The 15,351-nt window shown below is 70.6% G+C and carries 15 protein-coding genes; 9 read left to right on the top strand and 6 right to left on the bottom strand.

Annotation, left to right across the window (positions count from 1 at the left end; translation table 11 throughout):
- Nucleotides 1-259: 259 nt before the first annotated feature.
- The 4 genes from ACFY23_RS13015 to ACFY23_RS13000 form a co-directional block, all read right to left on the bottom strand.
- Nucleotides 260-928, bottom strand: a complete 669-nt coding sequence (locus ACFY23_RS13015) for a DUF1062 domain-containing protein (RefSeq protein ID WP_350678642.1) — start codon at nucleotides 926-928, stop codon at nucleotides 260-262.
- Nucleotides 929-1,312: 384 nt separating this feature from the next.
- Nucleotides 1,313-1,981, bottom strand: a complete 669-nt coding sequence (locus ACFY23_RS13010) for a uridylate kinase (RefSeq protein ID WP_350678640.1) — start codon at nucleotides 1,979-1,981, stop codon at nucleotides 1,313-1,315.
- A 193-nt stretch (nucleotides 1,982-2,174) separates the two neighbouring features.
- On the bottom strand, nucleotides 2,175-3,083 hold the full coding sequence (locus tag ACFY23_RS13005) for an aldose 1-epimerase family protein (protein WP_350678638.1): 909 nt from the start codon (nucleotides 3,081-3,083) through the stop codon (nucleotides 2,175-2,177).
- Between the two features lie 98 nt (nucleotides 3,084-3,181).
- Nucleotides 3,182-4,204, bottom strand: coding sequence for a zinc-dependent alcohol dehydrogenase family protein (locus ACFY23_RS13000; protein ID WP_350678636.1), 1,023 nt, complete (start codon nucleotides 4,202-4,204; stop codon nucleotides 3,182-3,184).
- Between the two features lie 636 nt (nucleotides 4,205-4,840).
- Here ACFY23_RS13000 and ACFY23_RS12995 point away from each other — a divergent pair.
- The 3 genes from ACFY23_RS12995 to ACFY23_RS12985 all read left to right on the top strand — a co-directional run bounded on the left by ACFY23_RS12995 (nucleotide 4,841) and on the right by ACFY23_RS12985 (nucleotide 7,476).
- On the top strand, nucleotides 4,841-5,974 hold the full coding sequence (locus tag ACFY23_RS12995) for a PQQ-dependent sugar dehydrogenase (RefSeq protein WP_387037293.1): 1,134 nt from the start codon (nucleotides 4,841-4,843) through the stop codon (nucleotides 5,972-5,974).
- Between the two features lie 181 nt (nucleotides 5,975-6,155).
- Complete coding sequence (locus ACFY23_RS12990; protein WP_350678633.1) at nucleotides 6,156-6,305, top strand: hypothetical protein; 150 nt, start codon at nucleotides 6,156-6,158, stop codon at nucleotides 6,303-6,305.
- A gap of 130 nt (nucleotides 6,306-6,435) precedes the next feature.
- Nucleotides 6,436-7,476 (top strand): NAD(P)-dependent alcohol dehydrogenase, encoded by a 1,041-nt coding sequence (locus ACFY23_RS12985; protein ID WP_387037156.1) that lies wholly within the window; start codon nucleotides 6,436-6,438, stop codon nucleotides 7,474-7,476.
- Nucleotides 7,477-7,678: 202 nt separating this feature from the next.
- Here the strand turns inward: ACFY23_RS12985 and ACFY23_RS12980 are convergent, their stop codons facing one another.
- Nucleotides 7,679-8,539, bottom strand: coding sequence for a LysR family transcriptional regulator (locus tag ACFY23_RS12980; protein WP_350678631.1), 861 nt, complete (start codon nucleotides 8,537-8,539; stop codon nucleotides 7,679-7,681).
- Nucleotides 8,540-8,701: 162 nt separating this feature from the next.
- On the opposite strand from ACFY23_RS12980, the gene ACFY23_RS12975 reads away from it, so the two are divergent.
- Nucleotides 8,702-9,547 carry an EamA family transporter gene (locus ACFY23_RS12975; protein ID WP_350678629.1) on the top strand — a complete coding sequence of 282 codons (846 nt, stop codon included), beginning with the start codon at nucleotides 8,702-8,704 and terminating at the stop codon, nucleotides 9,545-9,547.
- 24 nt (nucleotides 9,548-9,571) lie between these two features.
- On the opposite strand, the gene ACFY23_RS12970 is transcribed toward ACFY23_RS12975, so the two are convergent.
- Entirely contained in the window at nucleotides 9,572-11,818 is a 2,247-nt protein-coding gene (locus tag ACFY23_RS12970; protein WP_350819171.1) for a helix-turn-helix domain-containing protein, read from the bottom strand.
- A gap of 163 nt (nucleotides 11,819-11,981) precedes the next feature.
- Between ACFY23_RS12970 and ACFY23_RS12965 the strand changes: the two genes are divergently transcribed.
- The 5 genes from ACFY23_RS12965 to ACFY23_RS12945 all read left to right on the top strand — a co-directional run bounded on the left by ACFY23_RS12965 (nucleotide 11,982) and on the right by ACFY23_RS12945 (nucleotide 15,320).
- A complete protein-coding gene (locus tag ACFY23_RS12965; RefSeq protein WP_350685939.1) occupies nucleotides 11,982-12,437 on the top strand; it encodes a carboxymuconolactone decarboxylase family protein in 456 nt (151 codons plus the stop codon).
- 124 nt (nucleotides 12,438-12,561) lie between these two features.
- Nucleotides 12,562-13,017, top strand: coding sequence for a DUF1801 domain-containing protein (locus tag ACFY23_RS12960; RefSeq protein WP_350685937.1), 456 nt, complete (start codon nucleotides 12,562-12,564; stop codon nucleotides 13,015-13,017).
- 183 nt (nucleotides 13,018-13,200) lie between these two features.
- On the top strand, nucleotides 13,201-13,626 hold the full coding sequence (locus ACFY23_RS12955) for a DUF6463 family protein (RefSeq protein WP_350685936.1): 426 nt from the start codon (nucleotides 13,201-13,203) through the stop codon (nucleotides 13,624-13,626).
- Between the two features lie 49 nt (nucleotides 13,627-13,675).
- Complete coding sequence (locus ACFY23_RS12950) at nucleotides 13,676-14,347, top strand: hypothetical protein (RefSeq protein ID WP_350685934.1); 672 nt, start codon at nucleotides 13,676-13,678, stop codon at nucleotides 14,345-14,347.
- A 343-nt stretch (nucleotides 14,348-14,690) separates the two neighbouring features.
- The gene (locus ACFY23_RS12945; RefSeq protein ID WP_350819170.1) at nucleotides 14,691-15,320 is read left to right on the top strand and encodes a hypothetical protein; all 630 of its coding nucleotides are present in this window, start codon (nucleotides 14,691-14,693) and stop codon (nucleotides 15,318-15,320) included.
- Nucleotides 15,321-15,351: the final 31 nt, after the last annotated feature.

Genomic DNA, 15,351 nt, shown 5'->3' with positions numbered 1-15,351 from the left:
AGTCGGTGTGCCGGGCTGCCTGCCACCGACGGTGATCGGTGGGAGACCGAGGACCCACCACAGGGACCACACCGGCTGGTCGGCGTGGGCGGGGTTCTGCGTATCGCCCACGAGCAGCGGCCGGGGCGCAGCGAGTTGCGGTGCCGCTGGCGTCGGCTACTGCGCTGGTGGGCGCGGTGCCGCACGAGCAGATGGTCATGCCAAGCAGTGTCACAGCACGCGCTGTCACCGGCACGTCCGGAGGTATGCATCCGGGCGTTCACCTTCGTCGCCGGTATCGGGCCGGCCCCGGCCCTCGTTCGCGCCCGGTCATGAGCGACCGCGCGCGGACCGCCGCGTGATGCAGTCCGCGGCAAGGCCACCTTGCCTCTCGCCCCGGCTCAGGCCCACGGCGGCGGCTCATAGCAGGACGAACGAGAAGTTCCTGTGAGTTCTGCAGTTCAGCGGAATGCCGATCTTGACGCGGCAGGCAATCTCCCGGCGGCTGATGCCCAGCCCCCTCGGCGATGAGCCGTTCGCGGCGAAGGGGCACGGGGTTGTCGAAGATGGCCGAAGCCTGGACGGGCCAGGGGCTTTCGGGAGAGGACGGGGCGAGCAGTTTCCAGCATGAGTCCCATTCCAGGGCGAACCGGTTGCGCCGGGCGATCAGCGGGTCGAGAAGGACGCCGGCGACGAGGGCCGAGGAGCTGCCGGAGTAGCCCTGCAGAAGGATCGGGCTCAGGCACCGGACCGGGACGCGATCGTCAACGGTGACTCTGCTGGTGTGGTCGCAGGAAACGCAGGCGACCAGGAGCCGATTGCCGAGGAGATTGCCGTTGGTATCGACGCGGAACTTCCCGCCGCCGGTGCTGGCAAGGCCGGAATGGCAGTGGACGCAGCGGAACGCCAGCAGGGAAAGGCGCGTGCGCCGAACGGTCCAGGGCAGCACGATATGAGGATGCGTAGACATGATCTCTCTGAAGACCTGACGGAGGGCATGGGGAAGAGAGCCGACGGCGACGTCGGCGACCGATGCACGGAGAAGGTGTCAGGTCTAAAGAGCAGGCGGCGTCACGCGGGGTGAAGTCCTCTTGTGAGTAGGTCGGAGAAGATCCGGTTACACGGTAGGGCGGGACGGGCTGGCGAGGCCACCCATTTCGTCCTGGTGCCGAGCAGCGAGGGGCGGGTCGGCGAGCCGGGCGTTGGCCCCCTTTCTGTCGTATTCGCGCCGCCCCCGGTGGGACGTGTTCCTTTCGCTGGCCTTCGCCCTGCCCTTCGGCAGCCTCGCGGGGGCGACCGCCGGCCGAGGGAAGGCCGCCCTGATGCGCAGGGCTCAACTCTTGTCGCTGAGAGCGCCAACGTCGGGCACCGTCCAACGGGTGACCTTCGGCTCGTTGTCCACGACAACATGCGCGACAGCCTCTGGATCTGCCTCGCTGCGATACAGCGCCTGCCCCGGCAGGTAGCGCCCAAGGTAGCGCCGCTCGATCTCCTCGTGCGTCCCGAACAGGTCCACGTCGCGGACCGTCGCGCGACGTAGCGTCTCCTGCGGCGACACGTTGACGTAGACAGACAGCGTCAAATGGTCACGCAGTTGGTCACGTAGGAGGAACACGCCGTCGAAGATGAGGACGGCGCGTTCCGGAACGTCCGCGACGTGGACCGGGGGGCCGGCGTCCGCACGGTAGTCGTACCTTGTGATCTGCACGCGGAAGGCGCCCGCGAAAAACGGTGTGAGGCACGCCCCGAGCAGAGCCGGGTAATCGAACGAGTCGTGGTAGTAGCCCTCGGCCGACAGGTCACCTCGCCGGTAGCGCAGCTCGCGCGGCTGGTGGAAGCCGTCTATCGACGCCCGTACCGCCGGAACCTGCAGCGCGTCGGCGAGCCGATTGGCCAGGGTCGCCTTGCCTGCCGCGTCTGGTCCGTCAACGCCTACCAGGACCCGGTCCTGGATTCGAGACAGGCTGGTCACCGCTGCTGCGAGCCGACCCACAAGGTCCATGCGGCGAGGATCTCACGGGAGGATTTCCATGCGGGCACAGAGCGAACGTCCCTCGACTCGGCAGGAGAGCGCGCGGGCGCGGCTCCGGCATGCGTTCGGTCGGGCGTTCGTCTACTCGCTCCGCACCCGAAGCGCCGAAAACCCCGAGCTCACAGCGTGCGCGATGAGTCATGGCACCGTACAGGCGCGGGCGTCAGTGGGGAGTGATGCCCCAGGAAGCGCTCCACGGCTCGCCCGGCTTGAGCACGATCAGGTCGCGACCTGACCGCAGGGCATCCGGCGGGCAGGTCATCGGCTCCACCGCGATCGACCGCCGGTGCCGGGGCGACGGCACACTGTCGGCCGTGTACACCTGCCACCAGGCGAACGCAGCGTCGGCCCACACGCTGGTCACCGGCGCGTCTGAGGTGCCGAGCGTGACGGTATGCCGATCGCGGCTGGCCAGGATGACGTCGCCGTAGGCGGTGCCCAGCCGGCCGGTCCCGATCCGCTTCGGGACGGTGTAGTCGAACTCCGAGCCGGCGACCTTCGCCTCCCCGACCGGCAGATGGCGCGCGTCGACGAGCAGCCGTGACCGGGCCGGAATGCGCAGCCAGGTCTCCTCGACCGAGACCGGCGGCAGCAGGTAGGGGTGAGCGCCCAGGCCGAACGGCGCCGGCTCCGCGGCGGCGTTGGTCGCGGTGTGGGTCACCGTCAGGCCGTCGCCCCCCAGTTCCCACCGGGTGGTCAGGCTCAGGCTCCACGGGTATCCCGGTTGCGCCGGAAGGTCGAAGCCGAGCGTGACGGCGGACGGGGTCTGCTCCAGCAGCCGCCAGGGGACCCAGCGGACCAGACCGTGGACGGCGCTGCGGGTCCCCGGTTCGGACAGCGGCAGCCGGTGGGTGTGCCCACCGAAGGTGAACTGCCCGTCGCGCAGCCGGTTGGGCCAGGGCGCGAGGACCTGCCCGGCGCCGGCCGGGCAGATCTCGTCCTCGGCGTACCCGTCGACTATCTCGCGGCCTCCGGCCTGGTACGTCCGCAGGCCCCCGCCGACCTCCACGATGACGGCGGTCTGGTCGGCGAAGCTGATCGTCCATTGCGAACCCGATGGCGCTTTCGGCATGCGCGAACCTTACTGCCGGTCGAGCACGACGAGGTGCATGCCGATCGCGAAGGCGGTCGGCGACCGATCGCGCCCGCACGAGGGGGTGGCGCAGGTCGTCAGGGATTGAGGAGGACCTTGATGGCGCGGCGCTCGTCCATGGCCTTGTACCCTTCGGCGGCCTGCTCAAGGGGAAGGGTGAGGTCGAAGACCTTGCCCGGGTCGATCTGCCGGTTCCAGATCAGGTCGATCAGGTCGGGCAGGAAGCGGCGTACGGGTGCTGGGCCGCCGTGCAGGTGCACGTGAGAGAAGAACAGCTCGTCGCCGGGCAGTTGGACGTCGTGGGCGACCCCGACGTAGCCGACGTGGCCGCCGGGACGGGTGGCGCGGATGGACTGCATCATCGATTCCTGGGTGCCCACCGCCTCGACGACCGAGTGTGCCCCGAGGCCGTCGGTGAGGTCCTTGATGCGTGCGACACCGTCATCGCCGCGTTCGGTGACGATGTCGGTGGCACCGTAGTGGATCGCCAGTTTCTGACGGGGCTCGTGCCTGCTCATCGCGATGATGCGTTCGGCGCCGAGCTGCTTGGCCGCCAGAACGGCGAGAAGACCGACGGCACCGTCACCGACCACCGCGACGGTCTTGCCCGGGCCGACCTCGGCGGCCACGGCGCCGAACCAGCCCGTGCCGAGCACGTCGGAGGCGGCGAGAAGACCCGGGATCAGGTCGTCGGAGGGAACCTCGGGCGTGGCGACCAGGGTGCCGTCTGCCAAGGGGACACGAAGGTACTCGGCCTGGGCACCGAGTCCGCCCACCGGCTCCCGGTGGATGCACGAGGCCTGGTACCCGGCCTGGCAGATCAGGCAGGTGTTGTCGGAGGCGAAGAACGAGCCGATGACGAACTGGCCGGGCTTGATGTTCTTGACCTCGCTGCCGACGTCCTGGACGACGCCGACGTACTCGTGGCCCATCGGGGACGGCCCTCGGACGGTTTCGATACCCCGATACGGCCACAGATCCGATCCGCAGATACAGGTCGCGGACAGGCGAATGATCGCGTCGGTCGGGAGCAGGATCCGCGGGTCCTCCCGCTTCTCCACCCGGACGTCGCCGGGGGCATGCATGACAACACCGCGCATCGGTTCTTCCCTTCATCAAAGGACCGGCCGCGATCCGGCCTGTTATCCTTCCCGGCCTGGCCGAGCAAGCCGTGAGGATGCCGCCATCCGAACGTGCTACCCACCCAGGGCGGCGACAGTCGCTTCCCCCGGGCGCGACGGCCGGCGGTCGCGTCGATGCCGTCCAGCAAACCCCGGCAGAGCCCGATCAGGGAGTTCCTCCTGGAAGGTGCACTGACAGGGCACCCCACCGGCCAGCCGTGGCCCGTACGGTCGAGATGTGGACAACCGCGCGGAGGTCCGCGAGTTCCTCGTCTCGCGGCGGGCCAGGATCAGCCCGGAGCAGGCCGGCCCCCAGCCGGCGGGCCATGGACCCCCGACGCGGTGACCCAGGGCCCCTCCTTCGTGAGCAACGGCCGCATGGAGCTGCTCGCCGCGAACCGGCTGGCACGAGCGTTCTACGCCGACGTGCACGCCGGCCCGCAGGTCCCGCCAACACTGCGCGGTTCACCTTTCTGCACGAGAAGGCGCACCGCTGCTGTCCGGAATGGGACCTCGCCGCCGACGTCTGCGTCGCCATCGCGCCTACGGCCTGGCTCGCGTGAGTCTTCGGCGGCCAACAGTGAACACTCCCCCACCCGTCTTGGAGGAAATGCGATGGCACTTGTCACAACAGGCAGACGGTGGCGTGCGCCGTGCGCTGCGCTGCTCGTGGTGGGCGTGCTCGCCGGCTGTGGCGGCGGCCCCGGTGGCGGAGAGCAGTCCGGTCGAGCGCCGCAGGGGGTGGCCACCAGCGCTGCCGCCAGCACGCCGTCAGGAAGTCCCGATCTCGACGCCGGCGAGGAGATGGCGCGGGGCATCGACGTTCCATGGGGTCTGGCGTTCCTGCCGGACGGCGACGCCGTGGTCGCGGAGCGGAACACGGGTCGGGTGCTGCGGTTGAGTCCGGGCGGCGGAGACCCCCGGCAGGTGTACGAGGTGCCGGGTGTGGTGGCGGGCGGCGAGGGTGGGCTGCTCGGCCTCGCGGTGTCGCCAACGTTTGCCGAGGACAACCGCATATACGCCTATTTCACCGCAGAGCAGGACAATCGGGTCGTCCGCCTCCGGCTTGACGGCGGACGCCCTGAAGTGATCTTCGACGGCATCGCCAAGGCCAGCTACCACAATGGCGGACGGATCGCGTTCGGCCCGGACGGCATGCTCTACGTCGGCACCGGCGACGCCGGTGACACACAGCGGTCGCAGGACCCGGCGAGCCCCAACGGCAAGATCCTGCGGCTGACCCCCGACGGCGCGCCGGCCGCCGGAAATCCGAGCGCTGGTTCCCCGGTGTACAGCCTCGGACACCGCAACGTGCAGGGTCTGGCCTGGGACTCGGCCGGGCGGCTCTTCGCCACCGAGTTCGGGCAGAACGAACTGGACGAGGTCAACCACATCGAGCCAGGACGCAACTACGGCTGGCCCCGGGTCGAAGGAACCGGTGACACGGACGGTGGGCGGTACACCAACCCGCTCGTCACCTGGCCCGTCCGCGAGGCCTCGCCGTCGGGCCTGGCCATCGCCGCCGATGTCGCGTACGTGGCGGCGCTGCGGGGCGAGCGGCTGTGGACCGTCCCGCTGAACGGCGGGACCGCCGGTGAGCCGTCGGCGCAACTGGTGGAACGCTACGGCCGCCTGCGGACCGTCCAGGTCGCGCCCGACGGAGCCTTGTGGCTGACCACCTCCAACACCGACGGCCGCGGTGACGTACGGGACGGTGACGATCGCATCCTGCGCTTCCCCGCCCGATAGCCGGGGCAGGGAACCCGGTCTTCGGGTGGTGTCCCGGTGGGCGGTCGTGGCTCACCGCGAGACGACACGCTCGCGGGCCCCCGGGGTGCGATCGTCACGCGTGTCCGGCTCGCCGTGGGGTGCCCTGCCGGTACACCTCTCATCAGAGACTCCCCGACAGGCCCCGGACGAGGTTTCCTGGATGACGATGAACGCGACGACCAGCCACCGAGCGCACCGTGGAATGGTCGGCATCGTCCTCGCCGGCTGCGCCGACGGGGACGATGCCGGCTGTTCCTCGCCCGCTTCGGCGGCGCCGACGGCCACGCCGAGCAGCGAGCCGCTCGCCTGAGCCCACCTCGTCAACCGGCGCCATCCCGGCGCGACGCGGCACCCCGACGCCCTACGCCGGCGTGGGTGCCCATCGGCGCGACCGGCCGCGCCGCAGCCCAACCTCCTCACGAAGGACAGGAGCAACCATCATGCGTGTTCACGCCTACGCAGCACCCGGCCCGTCCGAGCCGCTGGCCCCGACGACCATCGAGCGACGCGACGTCGGCCCCAACGACGTACTCATCGAGATCAAGTACGCGGGCATCTGCCACTCGGACATCCACACTGTTCGCGGCGACTGGGGACCCCAGCCCTACCCGCTGGTGCCCGGCCACGAGATCGTCGGCATCGTCACCGAGGTCGGCTCCGAGGTCACCCGGCACCAGGTCGGGGACCGGGTCGGGGTCGGCTGCATGGTGAACGCCTGTCGGGACTGCGTGAACTGCCGCAACGGCGACGAGCAGTACTGCCTCGACGGCATGGTGGCCACCTACGGAGGCGTCGACCGGGACGGCACCACCACCCAGGGCGGCTACGCCACCCACGTCGTGGTCGATGCCGACTTCGTCCTGTCGGTGCCCGAGGGCGTCGACTTCGCGGCCGCCGCGCCGCTGCTGTGCGCGGGCATCACCACCTACTCGCCGCTGCGCCGCTGGGGCGCCGGCCCGGGCAAGAAGGTCGCCATCGTCGGCCTCGGCGGGCTGGGGCACATGGCAGTCAAGATCGCCCACGCCATGGGCGCCGAGGTGACCGTGCTCTCCCAGTCGCTGAAGAAGCAGGAGGACGGCCTCCGCCTGGGCGCCGACCACTTCTACGCCACCAGCGACCGCGCCACCTTCGGGCAGCTCGCTGGCCGGTTCGACCTGATCGTCAACACGGTCAGCGCGCCCATCGACGTCGACGCCTACCTCAACCTGCTCGCGGTCGACGGCACCCTCGTCAACGTCGGCGCCCCCGCCGAGCCGCTGGCTCTCAACGTCTTCTCCCTCATCGGCGCTCGACGCTCCTACGCCGGCTCGATGATCGGGGGCATCCGCGAGACCCAGGAGATGCTCGACTTCTGCGCCGAACACCACATCGGCGCCGACGTCGAACTCATCTCCGCCGACAAGATCAACGACGCCTACGAGCGCGTCCTCGCCTCCGACGTCCGCTACCGATTCGTCATCGACACCGCCACTCTCGGCTGACCCGAGGCCCGCTGACGGGCTCCGCCCGGCCGATCCCGAGGCCCGGGCGGGGCCCACGGCACCCGCGTCCCGAGCGGATAAACCGTCGACCACACGCCCCAGCCGCCGGACGCGCCGGCGAGCGAGAGCGTCAACGCGAGTCGCGCCGCGACTCGCTCGGCTCGGGCTCTCGTGCTCGGTGGCGGCCCAGGTGGGTCTTGTCCTACTGCGGGCAGGTGAGCTCACGGGCAAGGGTGATGAGATCCGATACGGCGGGGTGGCGTGGCGGTTGCTTCCAGGCGAGGTAGACGGTGACGGCTGGCGCGTCGATGAGCGGGAGATAGGCGACGGCCGGGTTCGGATACATGACCGCTGTGGCGGTGGTCGTCACGCCGACGGCGCGACCAGCGGCGATGGCGGCTAGCCAGTCGTCGGTGTTGGCGACCTCGACGGCGTCGGCCGGGGCGTCGTCCGGAGGCCACAGGTCGAGGGTCGTGGTGCCGGCGATGGTGTTGACGGCTATCGGCTCGGTGCTGAGATCGGACAGGACGAGTCGTGGCTTCCGGGCGAGCGTGCCGTCGGAGGCGACCGCGGCGACGCGAGGCTCGGTCAGAAGCGGCAGAACCTGCACATCATCGGGTAGCTCGACCTGCCCACGGATGACAGCGACGTCAACATTGCCGTGGGCGAGACCGGCGGTGCGCTCATCAATCCGCAGCAGTTGCAGCGGTGTTTGCGGGTGTGCCTGCTGCCACCGTCGCAGCAAGGGCGTGGTGTGCACACCCAGCGCGGACCAGGCGTGGCCCACGCGCAGCGGCCACGTCCCGACTCGAACCGGGTCAAGTGCCTCTTCGACGGCCGCGACAGCAGCAGCAGCCCGTATCAGGAATGCCTGTCCCGCAGCGGTCAGCTCCAGGTGATGGGTCGACCGGTCGACCAGGCGGACCCCAAGATGAGATTCAAGCTGTCGCAACGTGCGAGAGAGAGCAGGCTGGGTCACGTGAAGCCGAGCCGCCGCCCGGGTGATGTTGCCCTCGGCGGCGACGGCGAGGAACGCGCGCAGATGCCGCAGCTCCACCGTCATAACCACAGAGCATAACCGCAGCGAGACCGGCATTTCCGTCGCGGTCGGGCGGCTCTTAGCGTCGACCGTGTGGCCGATGCCCTCAGCTCCACACCTTCCGTGGCTGCGCCTACCGACTCTCCGACGGTGTCGCCACGGCACCCCGGCGCAGGCGCCGGGGCGGTGGGACTCGTGCTGGGAGCCGTCCTGTCCGTGCAGTTCGGCGGCGCTGTCGCGGCCCTGCTGTTTCCCCGTGTCGGCGTGGACGGGGTCGTGACGCTACGGCTGACGATCGCGGCGCTGGTGCTCCTGGCGGTGTGTCGGCCGCGCGTGCGGGGCTATCGGCGCGCGGACTGGCTACTGATCGGCGGGTTCGGCGTGGCTCTCGCCAGCATGAACACGCTGTTCTACCACGCGATCGACCTCATTCCGCTTGGTCCCGCCGTGATGCTGGAGGTGCTGGGGCCGCTGGTGCTGTCCGTGGTGACCGCACGCCGCGCGGCGAGCTGGCTGTGGGCCGGCCTGGCGGCCGCCGGCGTGGCGTTGCTGAGCAACGCCGGATTCGACCGGCTCGACCCGGTCGGGATCGGCTACGCCCTCGCAGCAGGCGCCATGTGGGCCGCCTACATCATGCTCAGTGCGCGGATCGGGCAACGCTTCCCCAAGGCCGACGGCCTGGCCCTGGCCATGACCGCCGCCGCGGCGATGACCCTGCCCCTGGGCGTCGGCACATCGGGAACCACGCTGTTGAGCCCCACTGTCCTGGCGGTGGGCTCAGCCGTGGCGGTGCTTTCCTCCGTGCTGCCCTACACCCTCGAGTTGCTGGCGCTACGCCGCATGCCCACTGCCACCTTCGCCGTGCTGATGAGTCTCGGGCCTGCCGTCGCCGCGCTCGCCGGCTTCGTCGTACTGAATCAACAGCTCACCACCGTTGAAGGACTGGCCATGGCGCTGGTCATCGCGGCCAATATCGGAGCCATCCGGACGCCGCCCCGGTCAGCGCCACGCCATGATCCACAGCGGCCGTAACCGCCGGGTGTCGGTGGCGGTGGCTCAGCAGGCGGCGCGCACGGTCTCCCGCGCCGCACGGGCGAGCTTCTCGTCGTACGGCCGGCCCAGCTCACGCGCGACCTCGATGGTCCGGTCGAGCAGTGCCAGCGCCTCGTCGTGGCGACCCGCCGCTCGGCACGTCTCGGCGTAGGTGTGCAGGAAGTCGATCTCCAACTGGACCTCCGCCAACGGCTCCAGCAGCTCGAAGGCCCGCCGGTGGTGTTCGAGCGCCTTCTCGGGCGAACCCATGACCCGCAGCGCGACACCGAGATAGTTGTGGCACCACGCCTGGTTGTGTTGCAGGTTGTTCTGCTCGGAGAGCCGCAACGCGTCGTGCAGCGCTCGCAGCGATTCCGCCGGATCGTCCGGTGCCAGTGCGACACCGAGGGTGACCAGCCCGGTGATCTGTGCGGGCCCGTCCGCCAGGGCGACGGATGCCCGGGCGAGGTCGACGGCTTCGCCGGGCCGCCCGAGGTGCAGTGTCACCCATCCGTCGAAGGCCAGCGCCTGGGATTGCCCGGCGGGGCGCCCGATCTTCTCGAACAGCGTGCGTGCCCGCCGGAAGTGCGTCTGTGCCGCTTCGAGGTCACCGAGATCCCGGCGTACGAGGCCGATGCGCAGCGCCAGAGCGGCTGCGACGTCCTCGTCCGGTCCTGACTGCTCCGCCAACTCGTAGGCAGACAGCGCCTCGGTCAGGCGTCCGGCGGCGGCACAGGCGTAGCCGAGGTCCGCGAGCAGCGAAGCCCGCTGCTGGTCGCGGCCGAGACGGGCCGCGGCGGTCGCGGCCGCTTCGAGCAGGCGTGTCTGGTCGTCGGTGCCGCGGTGCCGGAAGAACCAGACCCGCATGGCCTGCGGCAGGTCGGCCACCACCTCGTCCGCGCCGAGCCGCACGGCGGCGTCGAAGCAGGCCACCAGGTTGACGTACTCGAGGTCGAACCAGGCCATGGCCTTCGCCGGGTCTCCCGGCGACGGTTCCTTGCGGTGCGGCGAGGGCAGCGTGCGGTCGTGGGCGACCGCCTGTGCCAGATAGTGCTCCAGGACCCGGCGCAGGGCGGCTTCGGCCTGGGGCTCCTCGTCGGCGGCGATGTCCGCCGCGTACTGCCGGATCAGGTCGTGCATCCGGTACCGCCCGGGCGAGGGCTCCTGGACCAGGTGGGCGTCGACCAGCTCCTCCAGCGCCGCGCCGACCCGGTCGGCCGGCATGGCGGTCAGCGCGCCCACCACCGCCGCGTCGAAGTCGGCGCCTGGCAGGACGCCCAGCAGCCGGAACACGCGGCGCTGGACCGTGTCGAGCTGCCGCAGCGACATGCCGAACACGGAGTCGAAGCGGTTGGCCGTGTCGCGCAGCCGCTCGGCCAGCACCCCCACCGTCCAGCCCGGGCGGTGGCGGAGCCGCGCGCCCGCCATCCGCAGCGCCAGCGGGAGCCCGCCGCACTGCCGCAGCACCTGGCTGACCGCTTCCTCGTCGGTGAGCACCAGCCCGGCCGCCCGGCCGAACAGGTGCGCCGCGTCGTCGTCGGTCAGCGGCTCCAGGGACACCGGCGGCACCCCGTCCAGGCTGACCAGCCGGTGGCGGCTGGTGACCAGGACCGCGGACTTGCCCGCGCCGGGGAGCAGCGGGCGCACCTGCTCCGCGTCGACCGCGTTGTCGAGCACGATGAGAGCCCGCCGGCGGGACAGCTCCGACCGCCAGAGCGCCGCGCGTTCGGCGGCGCCGGCCGGCGGGTGCGGTACGTCCAACGCGCCCAGCAGCCGGCCCAGCGCGGCCGGCGGCTCCAGCGGCTCCTGGCCCGGGGTGAAGCCGTGCAGGTCGAGATAGAGCCCGCCGTCCGGGTACGCAGGGGCGAGCCGATGCGCCACATGCACGGCCAGGCTGGTCTTGCCCACGCCCGCCATGCCGTCGACCGCGACCGCGCCGGTGGTTCGCAGCAGCTCTTCGACCAGCGCGGACTCCGCTTCCCGGCCGGTGAAGTCGAACAGGTCGGCCGGCAGGTCGTTGCGGCGCGGGGCGGGCGCCGCGCCGGCCCTCGCCGCCTCGGCCCACACCGGGCGCAGTGACCGGGGGTCGCGGCCCACCGCCCGGCACAGCGCCACGACGGCCTCCCACGGCGGCACGAGCTGACCATTCAGGTACCGCGACAGCGACGAACTGCTCAGACCAGCCTGGCGGGCGAGGGCGCGCAGGCTGAGCCCGCTCAGCTCCTTGATGCGGGCGAGCTGGGTCACCAGTCGCTCCTGGGGGCTGGACACGCGCAACACCGTACCGTCCCGCCCCACCGGGACGGATCGGCGATGCGTTTGCGCTGCTAGACCAGGTTCCACGTGTCCCACGGTGTCCCACGGACCGCGCGGCCGCCGGCGCGCCGATGGTCGGATGACTCCTGTCAGAGACACCCACGACGAAGGACAGGCGATGTCGATCGAGCGCATGCCGAACCCAGCGGTTCTGATCCCCGAGGCGATGGAGGCCCTGATGGCGGTCAACAGAGCCATCGGGGGTGCCGGGGTGGACGGCAGGCTGTTGGCGCTGAGCCACCTGCGGGCCAGCCAGATCAACGGCTGCGGCCCGTGTGTGGCCGGGGGCGTCCACCAGGCCCGCCAGCACGGCGCGAGCGCAGAGCAGGCGCACGCCGTCGCCGCGTGGCGGGAGACGCCCTGGTTCAGCGACGAGGAGCGCGCCGCGCTGGCCCTGACCGAGGCCGTGACCCGGCTCGCCGACCAACCAGACCCGGTGCCGGACCAGGTGTGGGACGTGGCCGCCAAGCACTTCGACCAGAAGGAGTTGGCCGCGCTGCTGCTCAACATCGCGATCACCAACGCCTTCAACCGGCTCAACGTGCCGACCCGCCAGCAGGCGGGCACGTGGTGACCTCGCTGCCCATCACGGCAGAAGAGGTCGCTCAACGCTGAAAACGAGCGGTGGAAGCCGGCCCGGGGCAGGGCTCCACCGACCAGTACCGCCCGAAGCCACACGTCACCGAGAGGTAGTTGTCATGTCGACCACGAAGACCACCAGCGCGAACGGCGAGAAGTACGACGGTTTCACCGACGAGGAGCGCGGCGCGATGAAGGAGCGCGCCAAGGAGCTGAAGGCGGGCGCTCGGCGCGGCGCCAAGGCCGACACGGAAGGCGAGGTGCTCGCGAAGATCGCCGAGATGTCGGAGTCCGACCGCGTGATCGCGGAGCGCCTGCACGCCGTGATCAAGGCCAACGCGCCGTTCCTCACCGCCAAGCTGTGGTACGGGATGCCCGCGTACGCCCGCAACGGCAAGGTGGTCTGCTTCTTCCAGAGCGCGGCGAAGTTCAAGACGCGGTACGCGGTGCTCGGCTTCAGCGACGAGGCGAACCTCGACGACGGCGCCATGTGGCCGACCTATTTCGCGCTGACCGAGCTGACCGCCGACCACGAGGCCAGGATCGGCGCGCTCGTGAAGCAGGCGGTGAGCTGAGGATCTGCGCTCCTCGGCGGGACGTCGCTGCACGACATTCCGCTGAGGAGCGCAGTCCTCGAGCCCTGGAGCATGATCCGGTTCGGTTGTTGCGTACGCCCTACGGATGTTCCCTCCTGCGAGGGAGAGAGGCCGCTCTCGTGAGGGAGGCGCGGTCCCGGACAGGGGGCGGAGGCTCAAGGCATGATCAAGAACAAGTTGACGGTCGCCGCCGGATGGTCGATGGCGACCATCGGCGTCCTGCACACCGCGGTCTTCCTGCCCCACCCCCACTGGAACGAGTGGCTCACCGGCGGGCTGCGCTCGGGCGAGGGCGGTGACGCCTCCCTGGCCGTGTTCTGGGCGCTGCCCGGGAGTTTCGTCGTTCCCCTGGTCCTGTTCGGCCTCCTGGTGGCGCGGCTGGGGCGGCGCGGCGAGCGAGCGCCCGCCTACGTCGGCTGGATCATGGGCGGCTGGGCGGCCGGGTGCGCGCTTCTCGTCGGCCCCAGCGGCTTCCTGCTGGGCTTCATCCCGGCCGGGCTGCTCATCGCCGAAGACCTGCTGGCACGCCGCAGGACCGCCGGGCGAGGCGCTGCCGGTGTCGCCAATCCGTCGGTGTCTCCACAGTGAGCGCCACGTAGCGTCGTAGCAACGGATCGGATGCGTGGAAGGAGTTCCCATGACTGGGCTCGCCGCACCGCAGCTCGTGGTGAACAGCCGGATGATCTATTTCGGCTGGGTGCCGGCCGACCCCGACGCGGTCGCCGCGTTGGTGCCGGAGGGCCTCAAGCCGGCCCCGAACCGGCAGGTCTTCATGAACCAGTACGTCGTCGACGACGCCGTGCAGACCTCCGGCTTCGGCGCCTACTCGCTGACGTATCTCGGTCCGGACCTGTCGGGAGTCGACGCCCCGGACGGGGTGACCCCCGGTCGCTGGTGGACGCACTACTTCAACTCCAGCCCGGCGGTCCGCGAATACGCCGCCGCGCGGGGCGTGCCGGCGAGCGCAGGCATCACCACGATCGAGGTGAAGGGGCACCGGCTGGTCGCCACCACGGAGGCGGACGGCGTACCGGTGATCCGCACGACGGCCCGGGTCGGCCGCACCGGTGAGGCTGTGAACCGCGGACAGCTCCGTTACCTCACTCAGCTCGACGGCAGGCTGCTGAGCGGGAACTACCCCTTCGTGGCGGAGCCGGTCGACCCCTTCGAGATCGAGTCGGTGGAGTTCCTGGCCCCCGACCACTCGGTCTACGCCCTGCGCCCTGCTGAGCCGCTCGAAATCGTCTGGGGCTTCTACTCACCGCGCTCGTCCTTCGCCTACCCCGGCGGTGAGTCGGCGCTCGACTGAGCGGCCCTGCGCCGCGAGAGCCGCGATCCGGGTCGCCGGCGGCGATCGCGGCCACCGATGTGATGACCGCTGCCGGGTGCCGAACTGCCGCGATTTTGGCGCGCTCACTACCCTGTCGCATGATCCCCGTTGCCTTGGTACGAATCGACAGCGATAAGGGTTTCACATGACTGACAGCCACCCTCCGCGCGGAGAGCGGCCGGATTCGAACCTCGCCCCTGAAAGCGGGCCGCCTGCCCCGCAGGGCGGGTACGGCCAACCAGGGCAGCGACCGCGGTTCGGGGCCCCGCTCCCGCCGCCGCAGAGGTCGCGCAAACGCCCGCCCATCGGCCTGTCCGTCGCCGTGGTGCTCCTGCTCGTGCTCTGCGGCGCCGGCGTCGGGTTCGTCTTCCTCGACGACGATCCCGTCCCGAGCGCGACCAGCAGTGGGCCGGGCACGGACAACACCCCCACCCCGGGGAAGTCCGAGCCCGGCGACAATGCGGTGACCGCCCGCTACGAAGACGACCTGGGCGACGTCTGCGAGGGCCGCCAGATCCTGAACGCGGCGCCCTACAACGGGCCGTCGGGCGCCAAGGTTCACACCTTCGCGAACACCCCCGAGCGGCCGGCGTCCTGGTCGTCGACGTCGATCGCCTCGAACAAGCCGTACTACGCCAAGAACACCGACTTCACGTCTGTCTCGGTGGTCGGCTGCCTGGAGTTCGTGGGCGGCGGCGAGGGCACGCCCCGCGAGTGCACGTACACGGGCACCACGTACAACCGGGTCACCCTCGACTACGTCCCGTCGCGCTACAAGCTGACCTTCTACGCGGCGAAGACCGCCGAGAAGATCGGCGACGGCGGTACCGTGAGCACCCCGGCGACCCGGTGCCCGACCTTCATCTCGGACTACAACAAGACCACCAGGAGGGCGTACGCCTCGCCGGACACCGACATCATCCAGGCGGCCCTGGACAAGTTCCTGTCCTGACCGGCCCGGTCGAGATCGGCGAGGGACGGGT

Origin of the sequence: Micromonospora sp. NPDC000121 (genome assembly GCF_042899165.1) — a bacterium.
Classification (GTDB): Bacteria; Actinomycetota; Actinomycetes; order Mycobacteriales; family Micromonosporaceae; genus Micromonospora.
Note: the sequence above shows the minus strand (reverse complement) of the source record. Positions and strands in the feature narration are given on the sequence as shown.